Annotated in this window: 18 protein-coding genes; 10 read left to right on the top strand and 8 right to left on the bottom strand. The window is 70.5% G+C overall.

The window, feature by feature from the left end; all coding sequences use genetic code 11:
- Window positions 1-71 precede the first annotated feature (71 nt).
- The gene (locus tag AB0B90_RS10360; protein WP_362922076.1) at window positions 72-1,046 is read left to right on the top strand and encodes an aldo/keto reductase; all 975 of its coding nucleotides are present in this window, start codon (window positions 72-74) and stop codon (window positions 1,044-1,046) included.
- A 15-nt stretch (window positions 1,047-1,061) separates the two neighbouring features.
- On the opposite strand, the gene AB0B90_RS10355 is transcribed toward AB0B90_RS10360, so the two are convergent.
- Genes AB0B90_RS10355 through AB0B90_RS10345 form a run of 3 tightly spaced genes read right to left on the bottom strand, consistent with a single transcriptional unit; the run spans window position 1,062 to window position 2,658 of the window.
- Window positions 1,062-1,334: a DUF6510 family protein gene (locus AB0B90_RS10355; RefSeq protein WP_350943902.1), complete on the bottom strand. Its 273-nt coding sequence runs from the start codon at window positions 1,332-1,334 to the stop codon at window positions 1,062-1,064.
- Complete coding sequence (locus AB0B90_RS10350; RefSeq protein WP_350943903.1) at window positions 1,331-2,089, bottom strand: ferredoxin reductase; 759 nt, start codon at window positions 2,087-2,089, stop codon at window positions 1,331-1,333. The genes AB0B90_RS10355 and AB0B90_RS10350 overlap by 4 nt, the downstream gene beginning before the upstream one ends.
- Window positions 2,059-2,658, bottom strand: a complete 600-nt coding sequence (locus tag AB0B90_RS10345; protein WP_362922221.1) for a sulfite oxidase-like oxidoreductase — start codon at window positions 2,656-2,658, stop codon at window positions 2,059-2,061. Before AB0B90_RS10345 ends, AB0B90_RS10350 begins: the two co-directional genes overlap by 31 nt.
- A 362-nt stretch (window positions 2,659-3,020) precedes the next feature.
- On the opposite strand from AB0B90_RS10345, the gene AB0B90_RS10340 reads away from it, so the two are divergent.
- Window positions 3,021-3,572, top strand: a complete 552-nt coding sequence (locus AB0B90_RS10340; RefSeq protein ID WP_350943904.1) for a DUF4142 domain-containing protein — start codon at window positions 3,021-3,023, stop codon at window positions 3,570-3,572.
- 185 nt (window positions 3,573-3,757) lie between these two features.
- Here AB0B90_RS10340 and AB0B90_RS10335 read toward each other — a convergent pair whose 3' ends face one another.
- Both AB0B90_RS10335 and AB0B90_RS10330 read right to left on the bottom strand, forming a co-directional pair.
- Complete coding sequence (locus AB0B90_RS10335; protein WP_350943905.1) at window positions 3,758-4,792, bottom strand: substrate-binding domain-containing protein; 1,035 nt, start codon at window positions 4,790-4,792, stop codon at window positions 3,758-3,760.
- The gene (locus AB0B90_RS10330; protein WP_362922072.1) at window positions 4,776-7,232 is read right to left on the bottom strand and encodes a glycoside hydrolase family 3 N-terminal domain-containing protein; all 2,457 of its coding nucleotides are present in this window, start codon (window positions 7,230-7,232) and stop codon (window positions 4,776-4,778) included. Before AB0B90_RS10330 ends, AB0B90_RS10335 begins: the two co-directional genes overlap by 17 nt.
- Before the next feature lie 348 nt (window positions 7,233-7,580).
- On the opposite strand from AB0B90_RS10330, the gene AB0B90_RS10325 reads away from it, so the two are divergent.
- Genes AB0B90_RS10325 through AB0B90_RS10315 form a run of 3 tightly spaced genes read left to right on the top strand, consistent with a single transcriptional unit; the run spans window position 7,581 to window position 10,787 of the window.
- The gene (locus tag AB0B90_RS10325; protein ID WP_350943907.1) at window positions 7,581-8,936 is read left to right on the top strand and encodes an extracellular solute-binding protein; all 1,356 of its coding nucleotides are present in this window, start codon (window positions 7,581-7,583) and stop codon (window positions 8,934-8,936) included.
- Window positions 8,933-9,859: a sugar ABC transporter permease gene (locus AB0B90_RS10320; RefSeq protein WP_350943908.1), complete on the top strand. Its 927-nt coding sequence runs from the start codon at window positions 8,933-8,935 to the stop codon at window positions 9,857-9,859. The genes AB0B90_RS10325 and AB0B90_RS10320 overlap by 4 nt, the downstream gene beginning before the upstream one ends.
- A 4-nt stretch (window positions 9,860-9,863) precedes the next feature.
- Window positions 9,864-10,787 (top strand): carbohydrate ABC transporter permease, encoded by a 924-nt coding sequence (locus AB0B90_RS10315; RefSeq protein WP_350943909.1) that lies wholly within the window; start codon window positions 9,864-9,866, stop codon window positions 10,785-10,787.
- Window positions 10,788-10,856: 69 nt separating this feature from the next.
- Here AB0B90_RS10315 and AB0B90_RS10310 read toward each other — a convergent pair whose 3' ends face one another.
- A complete protein-coding gene (locus AB0B90_RS10310; protein WP_362922069.1) occupies window positions 10,857-12,365 on the bottom strand; it encodes an alpha-N-arabinofuranosidase in 1,509 nt (502 codons plus the stop codon).
- A gap of 326 nt (window positions 12,366-12,691) precedes the next feature.
- On the opposite strand from AB0B90_RS10310, the gene AB0B90_RS10305 reads away from it, so the two are divergent.
- The gene (locus AB0B90_RS10305; RefSeq protein ID WP_362922067.1) at window positions 12,692-13,651 is read left to right on the top strand and encodes a TAXI family TRAP transporter solute-binding subunit; all 960 of its coding nucleotides are present in this window, start codon (window positions 12,692-12,694) and stop codon (window positions 13,649-13,651) included.
- A gap of 156 nt (window positions 13,652-13,807) precedes the next feature.
- On the opposite strand, the gene AB0B90_RS10300 is transcribed toward AB0B90_RS10305, so the two are convergent.
- Window positions 13,808-15,265: a HAMP domain-containing sensor histidine kinase gene (locus AB0B90_RS10300; protein ID WP_350943914.1), complete on the bottom strand. Its 1,458-nt coding sequence runs from the start codon at window positions 15,263-15,265 to the stop codon at window positions 13,808-13,810.
- A gap of 6 nt (window positions 15,266-15,271) precedes the next feature.
- Window positions 15,272-15,955 carry a response regulator transcription factor gene (locus AB0B90_RS10295; protein ID WP_350943915.1) on the bottom strand — a complete coding sequence of 228 codons (684 nt, stop codon included), beginning with the start codon at window positions 15,953-15,955 and terminating at the stop codon, window positions 15,272-15,274.
- A 174-nt stretch (window positions 15,956-16,129) separates the two neighbouring features.
- Here AB0B90_RS10295 and AB0B90_RS10290 point away from each other — a divergent pair, with 174 nt between their 5' ends.
- From AB0B90_RS10290 to AB0B90_RS10275, 4 genes are all read left to right on the top strand, one after another.
- Window positions 16,130-17,155, top strand: a complete 1,026-nt coding sequence (locus AB0B90_RS10290) for a tripartite tricarboxylate transporter substrate-binding protein (protein ID WP_362922064.1) — start codon at window positions 16,130-16,132, stop codon at window positions 17,153-17,155.
- A 1-nt stretch (window position 17,156) separates the two neighbouring features.
- On the top strand, window positions 17,157-17,618 hold the full coding sequence (locus AB0B90_RS10285; RefSeq protein WP_350943919.1) for a tripartite tricarboxylate transporter TctB family protein: 462 nt from the start codon (window positions 17,157-17,159) through the stop codon (window positions 17,616-17,618).
- Between the two features lie 20 nt (window positions 17,619-17,638).
- A complete protein-coding gene (locus AB0B90_RS10280; protein ID WP_350943921.1) occupies window positions 17,639-19,144 on the top strand; it encodes a tripartite tricarboxylate transporter permease in 1,506 nt (501 codons plus the stop codon).
- Window positions 19,145-19,325: 181 nt separating this feature from the next.
- Entirely contained in the window at window positions 19,326-20,255 is a 930-nt protein-coding gene (locus tag AB0B90_RS10275) for an alpha/beta hydrolase (RefSeq protein WP_362922061.1), read from the top strand.
- The last annotated feature ends 76 nt before the right edge of the window (window positions 20,256-20,331 follow it).

The following is a 20,331-nucleotide window of genomic DNA, read 5'->3' as shown; positions in this document are numbered from 1 at the left end:
GGGTGGGCCGAACCGCTCGGAGGCCGCGGTCGTAGGGTGGGCTCAGGCTCTTGAAGATCGGGAGGTTTGACATGGAATACGTGCGCCTGGGGTCCACCGGTTTGAAGGTGTCGAGGATCTGCCTCGGCATGATGAGCTACGGCGACCCCGCCAAATGGGGTGAGTGGGTTCTCGACGAGGCCGCGGCCGAGCCGATCGTGCGCCGGGCCGCCGAGGCGGGGGTGACGTTCTTCGACACCGCCGACGTCTACTCGTTCGGCGCCAGCGAGGAGGTCACCGGCCGCCTGCTCGCCAGGATCTTCCCTCGCAGGGACGACTACGTGCTCGCCACCAAGGTGTGCCTGCCGATGAGCGAGGGCGTCAACGACGGCGGCCTGTCGCGCAAGCACATCCTCTCCTCGATCGACGCCTCACTGCGCCGCCTGGGCACCGACTACGTGGACCTGTACCAGATCCACCGCTGGGACCCCGACACGCCGATCGAGGAGACCATGGAGGCCCTGCACGACGTGGTCCGCGCGGGCAAGGCCCGCTACGTCGGCGCCTCCAGCATGTACGCCTGGCAGTTCGCGAAGGCACAGCACACCGCCGAGATCCACGGCTGGACAAAATTCGTGTCGATGCAAAATCATCAAAATCTCCTTTACCGGGAGGAGGAGCGGGAGATGAACCCGCTCTGCCTCGACCAGGGCATCGGCCTGATCCCGTGGAGCCCGCTGGCCCGAGGTCTGCTGGCCCGCGCCGGATCCGAGGAGGTCACCACCCGGGCGGGCAGCGACCCCCGGATCGAGGCCCTCTACGACGACGCCGACAACGACCGTCTGATCCTCGACCGGGTCGCCCAGCTGGCAGGGGAGCGCGAGGTCGCTCCCGCGCGGGTGGCGCTGTCCTGGCTGCTGCACCAGCCGGGCATCTCGGCCCCGATCGTGGGCGCGACCAAGGCCGGGCATGTGGACGACGCGGTCGCCGCGGTGGACCTGTCCCTCACCGAGAAGGAACTCGCCTTCCTCGCCGAGCCGTACCGTCCCCGGGGCGTCAGGCTCTGACGTCTCGCAGGAGTGTCAGGAGTCGGCGGGCAGCTCGAACTGGACGCACGTCATGCCGCGCATGTCCAGCCATGCCCGCCCCGGTGCCCTCACGAGCCGGAAGACGACCTCCTCGCACCCGGGGCAGCGGGCCACCAGACCCGGGGCGTGGGTGTAGAGGAGGGCCTCGGCCAGCGTGAGGCTTCGCGCGCAGCCGGAGCACCGGCCGGTGGCGGCGGTCAGGTCGACGGCGAACACGTCGCGCAGTGCTCCGCCCGCCGCGTTCCCGTCGAGGTGGTCCTGGCTCATGATGGTCCTCCACTGGGGCCGAAGCGTTCCGTGCGGATCAGGCGGGGGTCGTGCCCGGCCGAGACGAGCAGGCCCGCGACGGTCTCGACGAATCCGGTGGGACCGCACACGAAGACGGCCGGTTTCCGTTCGACGGGCCAGACGGCCTCGGCGAGCAGGGCGGCGTCGACCCGCGCGGGCGGGCGCGCCCAGCCGTCGGGCACCTCGCGCGTGTAGGCGTAGGTGACGTCCAGGCCGGAGCCGTCGGCGCTGTGGCGCTCCAGCTCGGCGCGGTAGAGCGCGGAGCCGGGCCCGCGCGTGGAGTACAGCAGCCGGAACGGTGTGCCGACCCCGGCCGAGGCGCGGGCGCGGATCATCGCCATGAGCGGGACGACCCCCGAGCCTCCCGCGACCAGTTGCACCGGCTCGGACGCCTCCGGACGCCAGACGAACCAGCCGCCGATCGGGCCGCGTATCTCCAGCGGGTCTCCGGGCGAGAGGACCTGGGCGAGGTAGGGGGAGACCTCACCGTCGGGCAGCGGCTCGACGGTGAGCTCCACGCGTTCCCCGTCCGCGGCGGAGGCGATGGAGTAGGAGCGCTGGGTGGAGTAGCCGTCGGGGGCGGTGAGCCGTACGTCGACGTGCTGGCCGGCGAGGTGGCCGGGCCAGCCGGGGACGTCCAGGGTGATCGTGCGTGCTCCGGAGGTCTCGTCGCGCACGGCGGTGACCGTGGCGACCCTCCAGGTCAGTCGCCCCAGTACCGTTGCTCGCGCCATGGGTCTCCGTAGTTGTGGTAGCCGACGCCCTCCCAGAATCCCGGCTGGTCCTCGTCGAGGAGCCGGATGCCGCGCACCCACTTGGCGCTCTTCCAGAGGTAGAGGTGCGGCACGAGGAGCCGGGCGGGCCCGCCGTGCTCGGGGGTGATGGGCTCGCCCTCGTAGCGGACGGCGATCCAGGCCCGGCCGTCGAGGAGGTCCTCCAGCGGGAGGTTGGTGGTGTAGCCGCCGTAGGAGGTCGCCAGCGCGTATTCCGCGGAGGTCTCCACGCCGTCGAGGAGGGTGTCGAGTGACACGCCCTCCCAGGTGGTGCCGAGTTTGGACCACTTGGTGACGCAGTGCAGGTCGACGGTGAACCGCTCCACGGGCAGTGCGTTGAGCTCCGCCCAGTTCCAGCGGACGACCTCGCCGGTCTCGGTGGTGACACCGAGACTCCAGTCGTCGGTGGAGACCAGGGGCGTGGGTCCGGCCGACAGGACGGGGAAGTCCTCCGTGAGGTACTGCCCCGGCGGCAGGTCCGGGTTGCCGGCGCGACGGCGGCCGAAGAACCCGGGCGAGACGATACCGATGACGCCCACCTCCCACTGTCCGGCCACTGTCCGGCAGGTCATGACGGTCGTGGTGTCCCCCTCGAACGAGTCTCGAGCGGACGGATCACGTGAACAGGGTAAATCTCATCACATTTAGCCACGGCCCATGTCACCCGGGTGGGGTCCGGCGCGTTTTCCGGGTATCGGCCCGGACATCCGCCGCCAATTCGCCCGGACACGCGGGCGCGGCGGGATCGCCCCTATCTACCAAGGCACCATATACGTACATTTCATAATGTTTACTGCTTATGGCGCTATATCTACATAAATGTGTACATATGGGAGAGAGGTGATAGTTCCGACCATGGATTGATCGACGGAGGATCCGAATGGTTCGAAAGATGATCATCCTGTTGGCCGTCGTCGTGGCCGTGACGGGCGGCACGGCCTACGCTGCCGTCACGCCCACCCCACATACCATCAGCCGACAGGACAAAAATTTCCTCGTCCAGGCGCACCAGGCCAACCTGGCCGAGATCGAGGGGGGTAAAGCCGCCGAGGCGAAGACCTCGGCTTCCGGAGAGCAGGAGAGCTCCAAGGTCGTCCGCGACCTGGCAAAGAGGTTCGTCGCCGACCACACGAAGCTGGACCGGGCCGTACGGCAGGTAGCCGACCGGCTCGGTGTCAAGCTCCCCGACCGTCCCACCGCCGCGCAGCGCGAGCAGCTCGACAAACTGGCGGCACTGAGCGGCGCGGCGTTCAACAGGACCTGGATCAGCGAGGAGCTCGAAGGCCACCGCGAGACCCTCGCCGCCATAGAGAAGGAGATCGAGAGTGGCTCCTCCCCCGAGGTGAGAAAGGTCGCCACCGACGCCAAGCCCGTCGTGCGGGAACACATAGAGCTGCTCCTGCATGCCGAGAAGAGGCCCGCGCCCGCCCCTTCGAGAAGCTGAGACAGGCCTCCTCGGGCAACGAGGGCACGTTCAACCCGCGTGTCTTTCACGAGAACGACGAGCCGACCGGCTACCGCTCGGTCCCGCGCGCCTCGAAGCTCGCCGGGACGACGGGCGTCTGCTGCCGGGCGGTGTGGGAAGCCGGACGGCACCATCGGTGAGACGGGCACGCCCCGGTAGGCGGATCAACCCCGGCCGGAGAGGGCTCCGGGCGCGGTGGTCGAGCCGCGCACAACCAGTTCGGTGGCGAGTTCGACGTGGTGGGAGTCGACCCGCTCCCCCGCCGCCAGGCGCAGGGCCGTGCGTACGGCGACCCCGCCCATCTCCCGCAGCGGCTGGCGCACGGTCGTCAGCGGAGGCGAGGCCATCTTGGCGACCTGGGTGTCGTCGAAGCCGACGATGCTGAGATCCTCGGGCACCCGCACCCCTCGCGCCCTGGCCGCCTCCAGCACGCCGAGCGCGATCTCGTCGCAGCCGGTGAAGATGGCGGTGGGGGCCTCGGGCAGGTCGAACAGGGCCGCGCCGCCCCTCACCCCCTCCTGGTAGTGGAAGGGCCCCTCCCGTACGTGACTCGGGGGGACCGGGGCGCCCGCGGCCTCCATCGCCGCGCGGTAGCCGTGGAGACGGGCCTGGTTGCAGGCGGCGGTGGCCGGGCCGCCGAGGTAGGCGATACGCCGGTGCCCGAGCGCGAGCAGGTGCTGTGTCGCGACCAGTCCCCCGGCGAAGTTCGTCGAGCCGACGCTGACGACCCCCCTGGTCTGCGGCATGTTCAGCGGGTCGATCACGACCAGCGGCAACCGGGCCCGGGACAGGGCGCCGAGCTGCTCGGCGGTCAGCTCGCTGGTGATGGCGATCACGGCCCGCCGCCCGGCCGCGGCGAGGCCGCGCGCCCAGGTCCCGGCGCGGTCGGCGTTCGTGCGGATGCTCACCACGATCGCCGCGTCGGCCTCGGCACGCACCGCGCCCTGGACGATCTCGGTCGAGTACGGGTTGAGGTCGGCGTTGAGCTCCACCTCGAGCGTGGCCGGCACGGCCGCGTCGCCCCGGCGGCGCTGCGACAGCGAGACGTAGTCGTGCTCCTCCAGCAACGACTCCACGAGGGAGCGGGTCACCGGGGAGACGTCACCTCGGCCGTTGAGCACCTTGGACACGGTCGCGACCGACACCCCCGCCGAGGCCGCGACCGTGGCCAGCGTGGCCCTCCTAGGACTTGCCGGCATCTGTTCTCCCTTGCTGTGCGGCGGAAGCGCCCGGAGCCGGTTCCACGTCCACCCGGGTGACCAGTCGCCGGTCCACGCCGACGTGACGCGGCGGACCGGTCAAGGTCACGCGGCCCCGGCAGGGCAGGTCGGACGCCGACGCGCCCACGAACACCTCAAGATCCCCCGGCTCCACGACGCGCCGCAGGTCGCGCCCGGTGAACGCGGTCCTGTCGGCGGACACGGTGAAGGTCGCCGTCGCGCTCGCGCCGGGTTCCAGCCTGACCCTGGTGAATCCGGTGAGCTGCAGCACCGGCCGGGTGACCTGGGCGATCACGTCGTGCAGGAAGAGCTGCACGACCTCCTCGCCCGCCCGGCTCCCGGTGTTGCGCACCCGCACCGACACGGTGAACTCCCCGTCGGTGGGCACCTCGGCGTCGCTGATCCTCAGGGAGTCGATCGCGAAGGTGGTGTACGAGGCGCCGTGCCCGAACGGGAACAGCGGGGTCGGGTCGAGGTTGCTGATGCCCTGGCTGTTGGCGCCCAGCGGCGGCTGCAGGTAGGTGCCGGGCTGCCCGCCGGGGCCGTGCGGGATCTGCACCGGCAGCTTCCCGCTGGGCTGCACCCGGCCGGACAGGACTCCGGCGATGGCCGCTCCGCCCTCCTCGCCGGGCATGAACGCCTGGACGAGCGCGGCGGCCGTCTTCGACACCTCGCCCAGCGCGTACGGGCGGCCCGAGACGACGACCACCACGACCGGCGTGCCGGTGGCGGCGAGCTCGGCCAGCAGGTCCTCCTGCGCACCGGGCAGCCGCAGGTCCTCGGCGTCGCAACCCTCGCCCGACGTACCGAGCCCGAACATCCCCGCCAGGTCGCCGACGACGGCCACGCACACGTCGGCCTCGCGGGCCGCCCGGGTCGCGGCGGCGAAGCCGGAGCGGTCCTCGCCCCGCACCTCGCAGCCCTGCTCGTGGATCAGCTCGGCACCGGGAAACTCGGCCCGCAGCGCGTCGAGCAGGCTGGGCGCGTCCACGCCGAGCCCGAGTTCCGGGTGGCGGGGCAGCACGTGGTTGGGGAAGGCGTAGCAGCCCATGAAGGTGCGCGGGTCGTCGGCACAGGGGCCGACCACGGCCACCCGGCGCGGCTCAGGACGTCCCTCGCCGAGCAGCGGCAGCGCGGTGCCCGCGTCGAGCAGCACGATCGACCGTTCGGCCAGCTCCCTGGCGAGTGCCCGGTTGTCCGGCGAGTCGAGGTCCACGTCCGCCGCCTGGGCGACCGACCTCTCCGGGGTCCAGTCCGGATCCAGCAGTCCGAGCGTCACCTTCTGGGTGAGCAGGCGCCGGGCGGCCCGGTCGATCAGGGACTCCGGCAGCTCGCCCCGCCGCACCCGTTCGACGAGGTGCCGGCCGAAGCCGAGCGTGTCGGGAAGTTCGACGTCGATGCCCGCGCTCAGCGCCTGCACCCCGGCCTCGTCGGTGTCCGCGGCGACCTGGTGCATCGTCGCGAGGAACGGGATCGCCCAGTAGTCCGAGACCACCGTCCCGGTGAAGCCCCACTCGTCGCGCAGCAGGTCGTCCAGCAGCCACGAGTCGGCCGCCGCGGGGACACCGTCCACGTCGGAGTAGGAGTTCATCACCGAACGAGCGCCCCCCTCGACGAGAGCGGTCTCGAAAGGCGGCAGGACGATGTCCATCAGCTCACGCCGCCCCATCGACACCGGGCCGTGGTTGCGGGCCGCCCGGGAGGCGGAGTAGCCGGCGAAGTGCTTGAGGGTGGCGATGATCCCGGCGTTCTCCAGGCCGCGCACATAGGCCGCGCCGAGCATCGAGACGAGGTACGGATCCTCGCCCATCGTCTCCTCGACCCGGCCCCAGCGGTAGTCGCGCACCACGTCCAACACCGGTGACAGGCCCTGGTGAACGCCCACGGCGCGCATGTCCCGTCCGATGGCGGTGGCCATCCGCTCCACCAGGTCCGGGTCGAACGTCGCCCCCCAGGCGATGGCAGCGGGGTAAACGGTCGCGCCATAAGTAGTGAAACCGGTCAGACACTCCTCGTGGACGAGCGCCGGGATGCCGAGCCGGGAGTGCTTCACCACCTCGGACTGCAGACGCACCACCTCCGCGGCGCCCTCCGCCGCGGTCACCGGAGCACTGCCGAACACCCGCGTCAGATGACCGAGCCCGTGGCGGATCGTCTCCTCGAAGGGCACGCTTCCCGAAGCCGCGAAGACGTCCTGCATCGGGGCGACGTTCGCCGTGCCCTCCTGACTCTCCTGGGGCTCCCCGCCCTGCTCAGCCCCCATGACGTTGCCCGGCCACCGGCTGCCGAGCTGGCCGACCTTCTCCTCCAGGGTCATCTCCGCAAGAAGGGCGTCGACCCGGTCGGCCACGGGAAGTGCCGGGTCCTGCCACGGACGGAGGCTCCGGCCCGTCGTGGGGGTCCCATCTAGCGCCGTCATCTGCTCTCCTCAAGAAAAACCCGCACCGCAACCCATTCGAAACTTTTCGGTGTGCCACGAAAGCTCTACCCGAATCCTGCCGCAAACGATACGACCAGGAAAAGTCCAGATGAGAGTACCTTACATACCGCACATACCAAGCTCGTCCCGACATGCGATGACCTCTTGACACGCAACTATCTGAAATCTAAATTGACGTGCCACGCGGTCTGTTTCGGAAATGTTTCGACATGTCGGGCGCAAGAGCGGATGCCTGACAGCGGGGGTGCTGATCCACGACCTACGGCCGCCACCGATTTTTCACACGGAGCCTCGCCCAGCCTCGGCATTCGACATACGGAGATCAGCGTGGAGTCAACGACACCATCTCGCCGCACCTTCCTCGCCCTTTCCATGGGCCTGCCTATGGGAGCCGCGCTGGCCGCCTGCGGCACTTCCGGCCCCACCCCGGCGGGAGGGACCGGGACCGGCGGCAGCGGCGGGAACGCCGCGAGCAAGGCCACCTACTGGTTCCTGTCGAACCAGCCGCAGGAGGGCGTGCGCACCAGGGCCGTGGAGCGGTTCAACAAGGCCAACCCCAACGGTTCGATCGACTTCACGGCCATGCAGAACGACGCCTACAAGACGAAGATCAAGACGGCGATCGGAGCCGGCCAGGCCCCCACCATCATCTGGGGCTGGGGCGGCGGGACCCTGCGCACGTACGTGCAGGCCAACCAGGTCGAGGACCTCACCTCGTGGTTCGAGGAGAACAAGGCCGTGAAGGACCGGCTGTTCGCCTCCTCCTTCGGCGCGGCCACGATCGACGGCAAGATCTACGCGATGCCGGCCGAGACGATGCAGCCCATCATCCTGTTCTACAACAAGAAGGTGTTCGAGCAGGTCGGCGTGGAGCCGCCGAAGTCGTGGGGCGACATCATGGCCCTCGTCCCCAAGTTCAACGCCGCGGGCATCGCCCCGTTCTCCCTCGGCGGCCAGTCGCGCTGGACGAACATGATGTGGCTGGAGTTCCTCTTCGACCGCATCGGCGGCCCCGAGGTGTTCCAGGCCGTGTTCGACGGCGAGAAGGACGCCTGGTCCCACCCCGCCGCCATCGAGGCCCTGACCAAGATGCAGGAGCTCATCAAGGCGAACGGGTTCATCAAGGGCTTCTCCTCCATCACGGCCGACTCCAACGCCGACCAGGCCCTGCTGTACACCGGCAAGGCCGCGATGATGCTGCACGGCGGCTGGACGTACGGCAGCATGTCCGCCGACGGCGGCGACTTCGTCTCCGGCGGCCACCTCGGCTACATGAACTTCCCGCCGGTCGAGGGCGGCAAGGGCGACCCCGGCAACACCGTCGGCAACCCCGGCCAGTACCTGTCGATCTCCTCCAAGGCGACTCCCGAGCAGAAGGAGATCGCCAAGAAGTTCTTCGCCACCGCCGTGCTGAACGACGAGGACGTCAAGGAGTGGGCGGGCACGGGCGCGGTGCCGATCGTCAACGGCGCCGACAGCGCGTTCGCCGGTTCCAAGGACGAGGAGTTCCTGAAGTTCGTCTACGGCATCGCCAGCAACGCCAAGGCCTTCGCCCAGTCCTGGGACCAGGCGCTCAGCCCCACCGCGGCCGAGGTGCTCCTGGACAACATCGCCAAGCTGTTCCAGCTGTCGATCACGCCTGAGGAGTTCGCCTCCAACCTGAACGCGGTCATCGGCAGTTGAGCACGCTAACCTCCCCCGCCAGAAGAGGGAGGCCGTCGGCCGCCACGCGAAGGAACCACAGCGCCATCCTTCCGTGGCTGGCCGTACCGGCCCTGCTGATCTTCACCGCCTTCGGGGTGATCCCGCTGCTCGGGGTCCTGTTCCTCAGCTTCAGCACCTGGGACCAGGTCGGCGACATCCAGATGTCCGGGCTCACGAGCTGGCGGGCCGTGCTCAGCGACCCCGGTCTCCCGCACGCCCTGTGGGTGACGTTGCTGGTGATGGTCGCCTCCTGGGCGGTCCAGACGCCGGCCAGCATCCTGCTCGGGGTGTTCCTGGCCGGGCGGCAGCGCTACCGCGCACTGCTGGCCGTGCTGTACTTCATCCCGCTGCTGCTGAGCTCGGCCGCCATCGCGATCGCCTACAAGGCGCTGCTCGACCCGAACTTCGGGCTCGGCGCCGGGCTGGGCATCGACCTGCTCGTACAGGACTGGCTCGGCGACCCCGTCCTCGCCTTCAGTGTTGTGATCTTCGTGGTGTCGTGGCAGTTCATCCCCTTCCACTCGCTGCTCTACCAGGGCGGCGTGCGGCAGATCCCGCGCTCCATGTACGAGGCCGCCGAGATAGACGGCGCGGGCCGCACCCGCAAGTTCTTCAGCATCACGCTGCCGCAGCTCAAGTACACGATCATCACCTCCTCCACCCTCATGGTCGTCGGATCCCTGACCTTCTTCGACCTGATCTTCGTGCTGACCGCGGGCGGTCCCGGCGACGCCACCCGGGTGCTCGCCCTGGACATGTACAAGCGCGGGTTCCAGGCCAACCTGATGGGGCCGGCCAGTGCCATCGCCGTCATCCTCGTCCTCGTGGGCCTCGCCCTGGCGTTGTTCCTGCGCAGGCTCGGCGGCCGCGACGCCAACGCCAGCCAGATGGAAGGGGCCTAGAACCATGAGCTTGACGACCCCCACGGGGCTCAAGCGGACCGAGACGCTCGGGGCGGGACACCGGCGCCGGCCGCCGGCACGCAACGGGAAGCAGTCGCGGGCACTCGGTGAGCGCCCCAACTGGCTGGGCGGGATCGCGGGCTGGCTGTGGCTCGCGGTCGTGATCGTGCCGATCTACTGGATCGTCATCACCAGCTTCAAGGCCCAGAGCAGCTACTACGCCAGCAACCCGCTGGCGCCGCCCACCGAGCCGACCCTCGACAACTACCGGATGGTCGTCGAGTCCGACTTCCCGCTGTACTTCCTCAACAGCCTCATCGTGGCCATCGGCGTGGTCGTCCCCGCGGTCGCGGTCGCGTTCATGGCGGCGTACGCGATCGTCCGGGGCAGCACCATCTTCGGCTTCCTGCGCAGGGTGAACTCGCTCTTCCTCATGGGCCTGGCCATCCCGTTGCAGGCGACCATCATCCCGATCTACCTGATCATCATCCGGCTGCAGCTCTACGACTCGCTGACGGCGCTGATCCTGCCGTCGATCGCCTTCGCGATCCCGCTCTCGGTGCTGGTCCTGTCGAACTTCATCCGTGACGTGCCCAAGGAGCTGTTCGAGTCGATGCGGCTGGACGGCGCGAGCGAGATGGCGACGCTCTGGCGACTCGCCCTCCCGCTCACCATGCCGGCCGTCGTGACGGTGACGATCTACAACGCGCTGACGGTCTGGAACGGGTTCCTGCTGCCGCTCATCCTCACCCAGAGCCCCGACAAGCGCACGCTTCCGCTCGCGCTGTGGACCTTCCAGGGGCAGTACAGCGTGAACGTGCCGGCCGTGCTCGCCTCGGTCGTGCTGACCACGCTGCCCATCCTGATCCTGTACGTGGTCGGCCGCCGCCAGCTGCTCAGCGGCCTGACGGCAGGGTTCAGCAAGTAGCCACATCCTGCCGTCCGTCCCCTTGCGTCCCCTTGCCGTCGGTGAGCGGACGGCAAGGGAACGGACGGTTCAGGCGCGAAGGAGACGGATCACGTTCCACGAGACGGCGGGCAGCGTGATCTCCAGGGTCCCGGCGTCCAGGCGGGCCTCGGTGTTCGTACGGGGGACCACCGTGTCCGGGGCGTCGGCGGTGTTGCGGGCGTAGGGGTCGGGACCGGACAGCACCGTGGCCCCGGCCAGCCGCACCGGGCCGAGGGCTCGCAGGTCGGCGGTGAGGGTGAGCGGACGGTCGGTCGAGCGGTTGACGGCGAACAGCGTGGTGGCGCCGCTCTCCTCGTCGTGGGTGGCGACGGCGTCGAGGGCGGCGACCTCTCCGAACCTCGCGGTCTCGTGGGTGGGAGAGGCGGGCTCGACCCGCAGCACCTGACCCGCCGCGTGCCGGGATGCCTGGGCGAAGGGGTGGAAGGTGGTCTGCCTCCAGGCCCTGCCGCCCGGTTCGGTCATGATGGGGGCGATCACGTTGACCAGCTGGGCCAGGCAGGCGGACGTCACCCTGTCGCTGTGGCGCAGCAGCGAGATCAGCAACCCGCCGAAGGTCACCGCGTCGGCCAGGTGGTAGTGGTCCTCGAGCAGCGGCGGGGCGACCGGCCAGTCGCGCGGCGGTTCTGCGTTCTGGAAGCGGGACAGGTACCAGACGTTCCACTCGTCGAACGAGATGTTGATCTTCTTCTTGCTTCTGAGCCGGGCGCCCACGCTGTCGGCCGTCGCCACCACCGCGTCGATGAAGTGGTCCATGTCGGCCGCCGAGGCGAGGAAGCTCGCCAGGTCGCCGTCGTGCTCCTCGTAGTAGGCGTGGCAGGAGATGAAGTCCACCAGGTCGTAGGTCTCCTCCAGCACGGTGGACTCCCACGCGCCGAAGGTGGGCATGCCCGAACCCGAGCTCCCGCAGGCGACGAGTTCCAGGGCCGGATCGATCATGCGCATGGCGCGGGCGGTCCCGGCGGCCAGCCGCCCGTACTCGCGGGCGCCCATGTGGCCGATCTGCCACGGGCCGTCCATCTCGTTGCCCAGGCACCACATCCGGATGTCGTGCGGCCTTTTGGAGCCGTGGGCGACGCGCAGGTCCGACAGGTGGGTCCCGGACTCGATGTTGCAGTACTCCAGCAGGTCCAGCGCCTCGGCGACTCCCCGGGTGCCGAGGTTGACGGCCATCATCGGCTCCAGCTCGGCCTTGCGCGTCCAGGCGACGAACTCGTCCAGGCCGAACTCGTTGGTCTCCGTGCTGTGCCAGGCCAGGTCGAGCCGCCGGGGCCGTTCGCTCCTGGGTCCGACGCCGTCCTCCCAGCGGTATCCGGACACGAAGTTCCCGCCGGGGTAGCGGGCCGTGGTCGCGCCCAGCTCACGGGTGAGCTCCAGCACGTCCCCCCGGAAGCCCTCCTCGTCGGCGGTGGGGTGGCCGGGTTCGTAGATGCCGGTGTAGACGCATCGGCCGAGGTGTTCGACGAACGTCCCGAAGGTGCGCCGATGGACGGGGGCCACCCTGAACGCGGGGTCGAGGGTGAGGTGCGCGGACAGCACGAAGGTCTCCTCATGTGCGACTCATACTGCGACTCGTGTGCGACTCATGCGCGACCCGCGCCGGCCTCCGGCGCGAGATCGCCAAACTCGTGGATCACCGCAAAGGCGGGCGACTCCAATTGTTGGCGATAACAAGAGCGAAAGGCCAGCCGTTGGCCAAGGGAAGAGATCTGCGGACCGGGGCCTCCCGGGACCTCTCGAAGCCCGCGGCCCGGCGAGTGACCTCCCGGGGCCTCCCGAAGCCCTCGGCCCGGTGAGAACCTCCCTCTCCGGCTGGTCGGGGTGAAAGATCCACAAACCGGGGCCGCCGTCCGTATCATCTCCCCATGGCGCTGAATCCGGAGCCGCGGTTCAGCCGGAGGGCGGTGCTCCTGGCCGCCGGAGGGCTGCTCGCCGGCTGCTCCCGGCAGCCCGAGGCCGACACGGTCCACCTGCGCCTCGCCACCGGACCGGCCGGGGCGGTGTACCGGCGCATCGGCGGCGCGCTCGCCGAACACGTCTCCGAACGGGTGCCGGGCGTCACCCTGGTCACCGTGCCGAGCCGGGCGTCGGCCGACAACATCCGGATGCTGCGGGCCGGCGAGGTGCACCTCGGGCTGACGAGCCTGGACGCGCTGATCACGACCGACGGCAGCGCGCCCGCGGGGCTCTCGGCGATATGCCGGCTCTACGACAGCCACCTGCATCTCGTGGTCATGGCCGGTTCCGAGATCGGAGAGTTCCGGGATCTCCACGGCAGGCGTGTGTCCCTCGGCGCTCACGAATCGGGCACCGAGTTCACGTCGCTGCGGGTTCTGGAGCTTGGCCGGATGAGGACCGACGGCCGCTACCTCAGCCAGGCCGAGTCGGCGGCGGCGCTGCGCGACGGCGAGATCGACGCGATGTTCTCCCTGACCGGCGTCCCGACACCCGCCGTCACGGAGCTGGCGCGACGCCACCCGATCCGGCTGATCCCCCTGGACGCGCAGGCCGACGCGCTCTTCTCCGCGTTCCCCGGCCCCTACGCTCCGGCCACGATCCCCGCGACCGCCTACACCGGCGTCCCGGCCACCCGCACCGTCGCCGTGCCGAACGTGCTCCTCGTACGCGACGACCTGCCCGACGGCCTGGTCCACGCCATCACCGACACGATCTTCACGCACACCGGCACGATCATCTCCGCCAGCCGCGACGACGCCGAGGCCGTTCCGGAGGCGTGGCAGATCAACGTGCGTACCGGGATCTCCACCGCGTCGATCCCGCTCCATCCGGGAGCCGCCGCCTGGTTCCGCGACCGCAAGCGCTGACCCCGGACGGCGGCGGGCCCGCGACGGAGCCTGAGCCTCCTCAGGCGCACGGCCTCGGACGCACGAGGTAACCGAGCCTCAAACGCACGGCCTCGGACGCGCGACGGAACCGGATTCTCAGACACACGACCTCGGACGCGCGAGGGAGCCGACCCCTCAGGCACGCGAAGGAGCCCGGTCCTCAGGCGGCGGCTCCTGCCCCGGGACGGCCGGCAGCGCGACCACCGCGGCGAATCCGTACCCGGTCCCGTCCGGACGCGGCAACCCGTCCTCCAGCCGCAGCTCGCCCCCGGCCGCCCCGACCAGGTCGGCGCAGATCGCCAGCCCCAGGCCGGTCCCCGGCACGTTCTGGTGCCGCGGTGACCGCCAGAACCTGCCCAGCGCCTGGGCCCGTTCGGAGGCGTCGATCCCCTCGCCGTCGTCACGGACGGCGATCGTGACCACGTCTCCGGCGCCCGTACCTCCGGGGACGAATCCGGCCCGCACCTCCACCACCCGCGCGCCCGACAACCGCAACGCGTTGCTGATCAGCTCGTCCAGGATGCTGCCCAGCCCGCCCGTCGGCTCCAGCAGCCGTAGCCCCGACGGCACGTCGACCGCCAGCCTCTGCCCCGCCGTCGCCGTCAGCGCCTGCCACCGGTCCACCCGGGTCGCCAGCACCGCGTCGAGATCCACCGGCGACGCGGTGCGTATGCTCTCCATCCGCGCGCTGGCCTGCAGCGAGTTCAGCATCCGCTGCATCGCCTTCAGCTCGTCGACGGCGACGTCGTAGACCTGCCGCCCGCCGCCGGCCTCGCGCAGGTGCGGCTCCAGGCTCTCCACGGCGAGCCGGAGGCTGGTGAGCGGATTGCGCAACTGGTGTGAGGCGTCGGACACGAACGCCCGCTGCCGCTGCACGGCGTTCTCGACCGCGTCCATCATGGTGTTGAACGACTCCGCCAGCCGCCGCAGCTCGACCGGACCGGCCTCGGCGTCCGCCCGGATGGTGAGGTCGCCCCGTGAGATCCGCGAACTCGCCGCGTCCAGTTCCCGCACCGGGCGCAGCACCCACGCCGACACCGGCCAGGCGACGGCCACCAGCGCGACCAGCGGAAGCAGCCCGAGCCCCGCGAGCCAGGCCCATCGCACGAGGATGCGATGGCGCGTCTTCGACAGGCCGGAGATCGTCACGACGGCTCCGACGACCTCGCTGTCCCTGCCCACCGGCTCCGCGACCACGAGCGCGGAGCCGTCCCACGGCGCCCACTCCCCGGAGGGCTCGGACCTCGCCCCGGCCAGCGCCGCGGTCACGATCCTGGGCAGCGCCCGCTCGGCCCGCGCGGCCCGCCGGTACGCGGCGGCCGGCCCGAGCAGCACCGTACCCGAGGTGTCGATCACCGCGGCCGGGATGCCGTACAGCTCGTGGTAGCGCGCCAGCTCCTGTTGGAGCGCCTCGGTCCGCCCGGTCGTCAGCGCGGTGTCGGCGAGCGAGGCGAACCGGCCGACGTCGTTGAGCCGATCGACGTAGGTCTCCTGCATCTCCCGCTCGGCCACGGTGACGCCGAGCGGCACCCCGAGCGCCGCGACGAGCAGCACCGCGAGGGGGACGAGGACGACGAGCAGGCGACGGTGCACGGCGCGTCAGCCGATCAGCTCCGGCTGGTCGGCCAGGAGCCGATAGCCGACCCCGTGGATCGTGCGGATGAGCACGGCCGGCCCGATCTTGTGCCGCAGCGCCGCGATGTGGGTGTCCAGGGTGCGGCTGGAGGACTCCCAGGTCGCACCCCAGATCTGGTCGAGGATGACGTCGCGGCTCACCACGTTCGGAGCCCGCCGGGCCAGCAGCAGGAGCAGCTCGAACTCCTTGCGGGTCAGCGTCACGGGCGTGCCGCCGACGGTGACCTCGCGGGTGCCGACGGCGATCCGCATCGGGCCGAGGACGAGCGGCTCGTCGGGGTGGCTCAGCGCACGGGCCACCCGGGTGCGCCGCAGGACGGCGTCGATCCTGGCCAGCAGCTCCGGTATGCCGAACGGCTTCACGATGTAGTCGTCGGCGCCGGCGCGCAGGCCGCGGACCCGCTCGTGCTCCTCCGATCGTGCCGTCACGGCGATGACCGCGGTCTCCGGGCGGTCGCGCAGCCTGCGGATCACGTCGAGCCCGTCGCCGTCGGGCAGGCCCAGGTCGACGAGAACCACATCGGAAGGGGCCGCGCGTACGGCCTCCGCGGCGGTGGCGACGCGGTGGACCTCGAAGCCCGCCTGGGCCAGGACGGTGACCAGACCCCGCGCCACGCGGTCGTCATCCTCAATGATGGTGATCCGCATACCGGCGGATTTTACGGTGAGGATCGGCTTTTGGTCATCCCTTCACTTTTTTGGATTTCTCTGACATCCATCGCATTCTTTGGATTTCTCTGACACTATTCGCGCCCTCGTCGGTCGAGACTGAGGCCGCGCGCATACCGGCAGATGCGCGTGCGCCAACGAGGAGGCCTCGACATGAGAACGACCGGCAGACATCGGGCCATCGCACGGCTGATCGCCACGATCGGCGTCGTCTCACTTGTCGCCGCCTGCTCGGGTAACGGGGGCGCCACCGGCGGAGGCACCGCCGCCGGTGGCTACCCGGACCAGAACATCACGTTCGTCGTACCGTTCAGCGCGGGCGGCCCGACCGACACCGTCACCCGCATGATCGCCGAACCGATGGCCGCCAAGCTCGGCGCCAAGATCGTCGTCCAGAACGTCGAGGGCGCGGGCGGCACGGTCGGCGCCGGCGAGGTCGCGCGGGCCGCCCCCGACGGCTACACGGTGCTCATGCACCACATCGGCATGTCGACGGCGCCCGCCCTCTACCAGAACCTGGGCTACCGGCCGCTCGAGGACTTCGAGATGGTCGGGCTCGTCACCGAGGTGCCGATGACGGTCGTCGCCCGCAAGGACTTCGCGCCCGCGACGCTCCAGGACCTCGTCACCCATGTGAAGGCGAACGCCGGCGAGGTCACACTGGCCAACGCGGGCATCGGCGCCGCCTCCCACCTGTGCGGCCTGCTCTTCCAGACCGCCACGGGCGTCAAGCTCCAGGAGGTTCCCTACCAGGGCACCGGCCCCGCGCTGACCGACCTCGTCGGCGGCCAGGTCGACTTCATGTGCGACCAGACGACCAACACCAGCGGCCAGATCTCCGCCGGTGAGGTGAAGGCGTACGCGGTCACCACCCCCGAGCGGGTGAAGAGCCTGCCGGAGTTGCCCACCACGGCCGAGGCCGGGCTGCCCGCACTCCAGGTCAGCGTGTGGCACGGCCTCTACGTCCCGGCCGGCACCCCGCAGGACGCCGTTCGGAAACTGTCCGAGGCGCTGAAGACGGCACTGGCCGACCAGGGGGTCGTCGAGCAGATGGCCAAGCTCGGCACCGTGCCGGTCCCGGCCGAGGACGCGACCCCGCAGGCGCTACGGGCCAAGCTCGAAGAGCAGCTCGGCACCTGGGCCAAGGTCATCGCCGACGCCGGCGTCAAGGCCTCCTGAGGTGGAGCGCCGCAGATCCCTCCCCGACGTCCTCGCCGGGGGAATCTTCGTGCTGATCGGTGGCGCGTTCGTGGCGGGATCGCTCGGCCACGAACCGGGCACCCCGCTGCGGATGGGTCCCGGCGCCTTCCCGCTGCTGGCCGGCGCGATCGTGACGGTCCTGGGCCTGGCGATCGTCGTCAAAGGGCTCGTCGCCGGCGAGATGATCTCGTTCGGGCCGGTCCCCTGGCGTGCGGCCGCCGTCATCACGCTCGCGCTCGTGTTCTTCGGCCTCACCGCCCGGGGCCTTGGATTCGTACCGGCGTCGGCGGCGACCGCCCTGCTCACCGCGCTGGCCGACTCGCGCGTACGGCCGCTCACCGCCGTCGCCGTGGCCGCCGGGCTCACCGCGGCCGCCACGCTCATCTTCGTCGTCGGACTTCAGCTGCGGATCCCGCTGTGGGGCCCGTGGCTGGGGTTCTGACGCGGCATCCGGATTGAGGCATGGAACTTCTCGACAACCTCGCGCTGGGCCTCTCCACCGCCCTGCTCCTGCAGAACGTCCTCTACTGCTTCGTCGGGGTGCTGCTCGGGACGGCGGTCGGCGTACTGCCCGGCATCGGGCCGACGGCGACGGTGGCGATGCTGCTGCCGATCACGTTCGGCTTCGAGCCGGTGACGGCGTTGATCATGCTGGCGGGCATCTACTACGGCGCGCAGTACGGCGGCTCGACGACCGCCATCCTGATCAACCTGCCCGGCGAGTCGTCGGCGGCGGTCACCGCGCTGGACGGGCACGAGATGGCCCGGCAGGGCCGGGCCGGCTCGGCGCTGGCCACCGCCGCGATCGGATCCTTCTTCGCGGGCACGGTCGCCACCGTCGTACTCGCCGTCGCGGCCCCACCGCTCGCCCGCGTCGCGTTGACGTTCGGCCCCGCGGAGTACTTCTCGCTGGTGCTGCTCGGCCTGATCGTGTCGATCGCGCTGGCGCGCGGCGCGGCGCTCAAGGCACTGGCGATGATCGGGCTCGGTGTCCTGTTCGGCACGGTCGGCCAGGACATCTACACCGGCACGCCCCGGTTCGTGTTCGACCGGCGCGAGCTGTACGGCGGCATCGACTTCGTGTCGGTCGCCGTCGGGGTGTTCGGGGTCGCCGAGATCCTGCGCAACCTGGAGAACGGACGGACCACCGCGGCGATCGCCGACAGGGTGAGGAACCTCTGGCCGACCCGCGAGGACCGGCGCCGGATCGTCGGCCCGATCCTGCGCGGCACCGCTCTCGGCTCCGCGCTCGGCGTCCTGCCCGGCGGCGGCCACGTGTTGGCCTCGTTCACCTCGTACGCCGTCGAGAAGCGGATCTCAAGGCGGCGGCAGGAGTTCGGGCACGGCGCGATCGAGGGCGTCGCCGGCCCCGAGTCGGCGAACAACGCCGCGGCGCAGACGTCGTTCATCCCGCTGCTCACCCTGGGCCTGCCCGCCCACCCGGTGATGGCGCTGATGGTCGGCGCGTTCATCGTCCACGGCATCACCCCCGGCCCGAACGTCATCACCGACGAGCCGGCGCTGTTCTGGGGCCTGATCGCGTCGATGTGGATCGGCAACGTGCTGCTCGTGCTGCTGAACCTGCCGCTGATCGGCCTCTGGGTGCGCATGCTGCGCATCCCGTACCAGGTGCTCTTCCCGATGATCATCCTGTTCGCCGCGATCGGCACGTACTCCCTGGCGTTCAACGCCTACGACGTCTACGCGATCGTGTTCTTCGGGATCCTGGGCTACCTTCTGATCAAGTGTGGCTGCGAACCCGCGCCACTGCTGCTCGGCTTCGTCCTCGGCCCGCTGCTCGAGGAGAACCTGCGGCGGGCGCTCATCATCTCCCGCGGCGACGCGTCGGTCCTCCTCACCCGGCCGATCTCCGCGACGCTCCTCGCCCTGGCCGCGGCGGCGCTCGTCGTCACCGTCCTGCCGGCGATCCGCAGGCGCCGCGAGATCGTGTTCACCGAGGAGGAGTAGGAGCCCTCCCCCGGCGGCCGGGGTAAGGCGCTCGTCTCCATCCGCCTGGCAGGCAGCCGGATATCTACCTAATTCGCCAGACATTCCACTTTATCGTGGGCGGCATTCCCGGCACCGGGTGGCCGAACTCGGCCGGCGGGCGCCGTCCAGGCACGACCCGCCAGAGAAGGAGGCGACAGCGATGTCAGCGATGTCAAGGCCCCTCTTCAATCCCGACCTGCGCATGGCGCGGTTCCTGCCGCGCTCGGTGGTCAGTCCGCGTACCCTCGGCCTGGTCCGCAGGCTGGAAGGGCTCAGCGGGAGCAGGCCCCCCTCGAAGGGGACGATCGTGCGCGTCGACGCCGACGTCTCCGTGCGCGTCTTCCGGCCGGCGTCGGCCAGGAACCCCGCACCGGCTCTGCTGTGGATCCACGGCGGCGGATACGTCTCGGGCACCGCCGCGATGGGAGACTCCATGTGCCGCCACGTCGCCGAGCGGCTGGAGGTCGTCGCGGCGTCGGTGGAATACCGGCGGGCGCCGGAGCACCCGTTCCCGACACCGCTGCACGACTGCCACACGGCGCTGCGCTGGCTGGCCGGACAACCCGACGTCGACCCGGCGCGCATCGCGATCGCCGGCGAGAGCGCCGGCGGCGGGCTCGCCGCCGCGCTGGCGCTGCTCGCCAGGGAGCGCGCCGAGGTGAAGCCGGTGTTGCAGATGCTGTCCTACCCGATGATCGACGACCGGACCACGGCGCGGACCGACGTCGACCGGCGCGGGCTGCGCATCTGGAGCCAGGAGAACAACCGCTTCGGCTGGCACGCCTACCTCGGCCCCGCGGCCACCGGCGAGGTGCCTCCGCTGGCCGCGCCGGCCCGCTACGAGGACCTCGCGGGACTTCCGCCCGCCTGGATCGGCGTCGGCACCAACGACCTGTTCCACGACGAGAACGTCGCCTACGCCGAACGGCTGCGGCAGGCCGGCGTCCCCTGCACGCTGCACGTGGTGCCCGGCGCCTACCACAGCTTCGACGTGATCCAGAGCAAGGCCGCCGTCTCACGCGCCTTCATGCGACACCAGGTGGCGGCACTGAACGACGCGCTCAACGGCACCGGCCGGACACCCGCCTGACCGGTTTCCTCGACACGCGGGGGCGTCGACAGGCCCTTCAGGGTCGCCGTCCCTTCGGAAAAGCCAGAGCCCCGGA

It is taken from the genome of Streptosporangium sp. NPDC049078, from assembly GCF_040648855.1.
Taxonomy (GTDB): Bacteria; Actinomycetota; Actinomycetes; order Streptosporangiales; family Streptosporangiaceae; genus Streptosporangium.
Note: the sequence above shows the minus strand (reverse complement) of the source record. Positions and strands in the feature narration are given on the sequence as shown.

Excerpts from the sequence above, each read along its gene's own strand:
- AB0B90_RS10295 (WP_350943915.1), bottom strand. The coding sequence starts at position 15,955 with ATGCGGATCACCATCATTGAGGATGACGACCGCGTGGCGCGGGGTCTG.
- AB0B90_RS10335 (WP_350943905.1), bottom strand. The coding sequence starts at position 4,792 with ATGCCGGCAAGTCCTAGGAGGGCCACGCTGGCCACGGTCGCGGCCTCG.
- AB0B90_RS10290 (WP_362922064.1), top strand. The coding sequence starts at position 16,130 with ATGAGAACGACCGGCAGACATCGGGCCATCGCACGGCTGATCGCCACG.
- AB0B90_RS10360 (WP_362922076.1), top strand. The coding sequence starts at position 72 with ATGGAATACGTGCGCCTGGGGTCCACCGGTTTGAAGGTGTCGAGGATC.
- AB0B90_RS10315 (WP_350943909.1), top strand. The coding sequence starts at position 9,864 with ATGAGCTTGACGACCCCCACGGGGCTCAAGCGGACCGAGACGCTCGGG.
- AB0B90_RS10340 (WP_350943904.1), top strand. The coding sequence starts at position 3,021 with ATGATCATCCTGTTGGCCGTCGTCGTGGCCGTGACGGGCGGCACGGCC.
- AB0B90_RS10275 (WP_362922061.1), top strand. The coding sequence starts at position 19,326 with ATGTCAGCGATGTCAAGGCCCCTCTTCAATCCCGACCTGCGCATGGCG.
- AB0B90_RS10330 (WP_362922072.1), bottom strand. The coding sequence starts at position 7,232 with ATGACGGCGCTAGATGGGACCCCCACGACGGGCCGGAGCCTCCGTCCG.
- AB0B90_RS10280 (WP_350943921.1), top strand. The coding sequence starts at position 17,639 with ATGGAACTTCTCGACAACCTCGCGCTGGGCCTCTCCACCGCCCTGCTC.
- AB0B90_RS10305 (WP_362922067.1), top strand. The coding sequence starts at position 12,692 with ATGGCGCTGAATCCGGAGCCGCGGTTCAGCCGGAGGGCGGTGCTCCTG.
- AB0B90_RS10355 (WP_350943902.1), bottom strand. The coding sequence starts at position 1,334 with ATGAGCCAGGACCACCTCGACGGGAACGCGGCGGGCGGAGCACTGCGC.
- AB0B90_RS10350 (WP_350943903.1), bottom strand. The coding sequence starts at position 2,089 with ATGGCGCGAGCAACGGTACTGGGGCGACTGACCTGGAGGGTCGCCACG.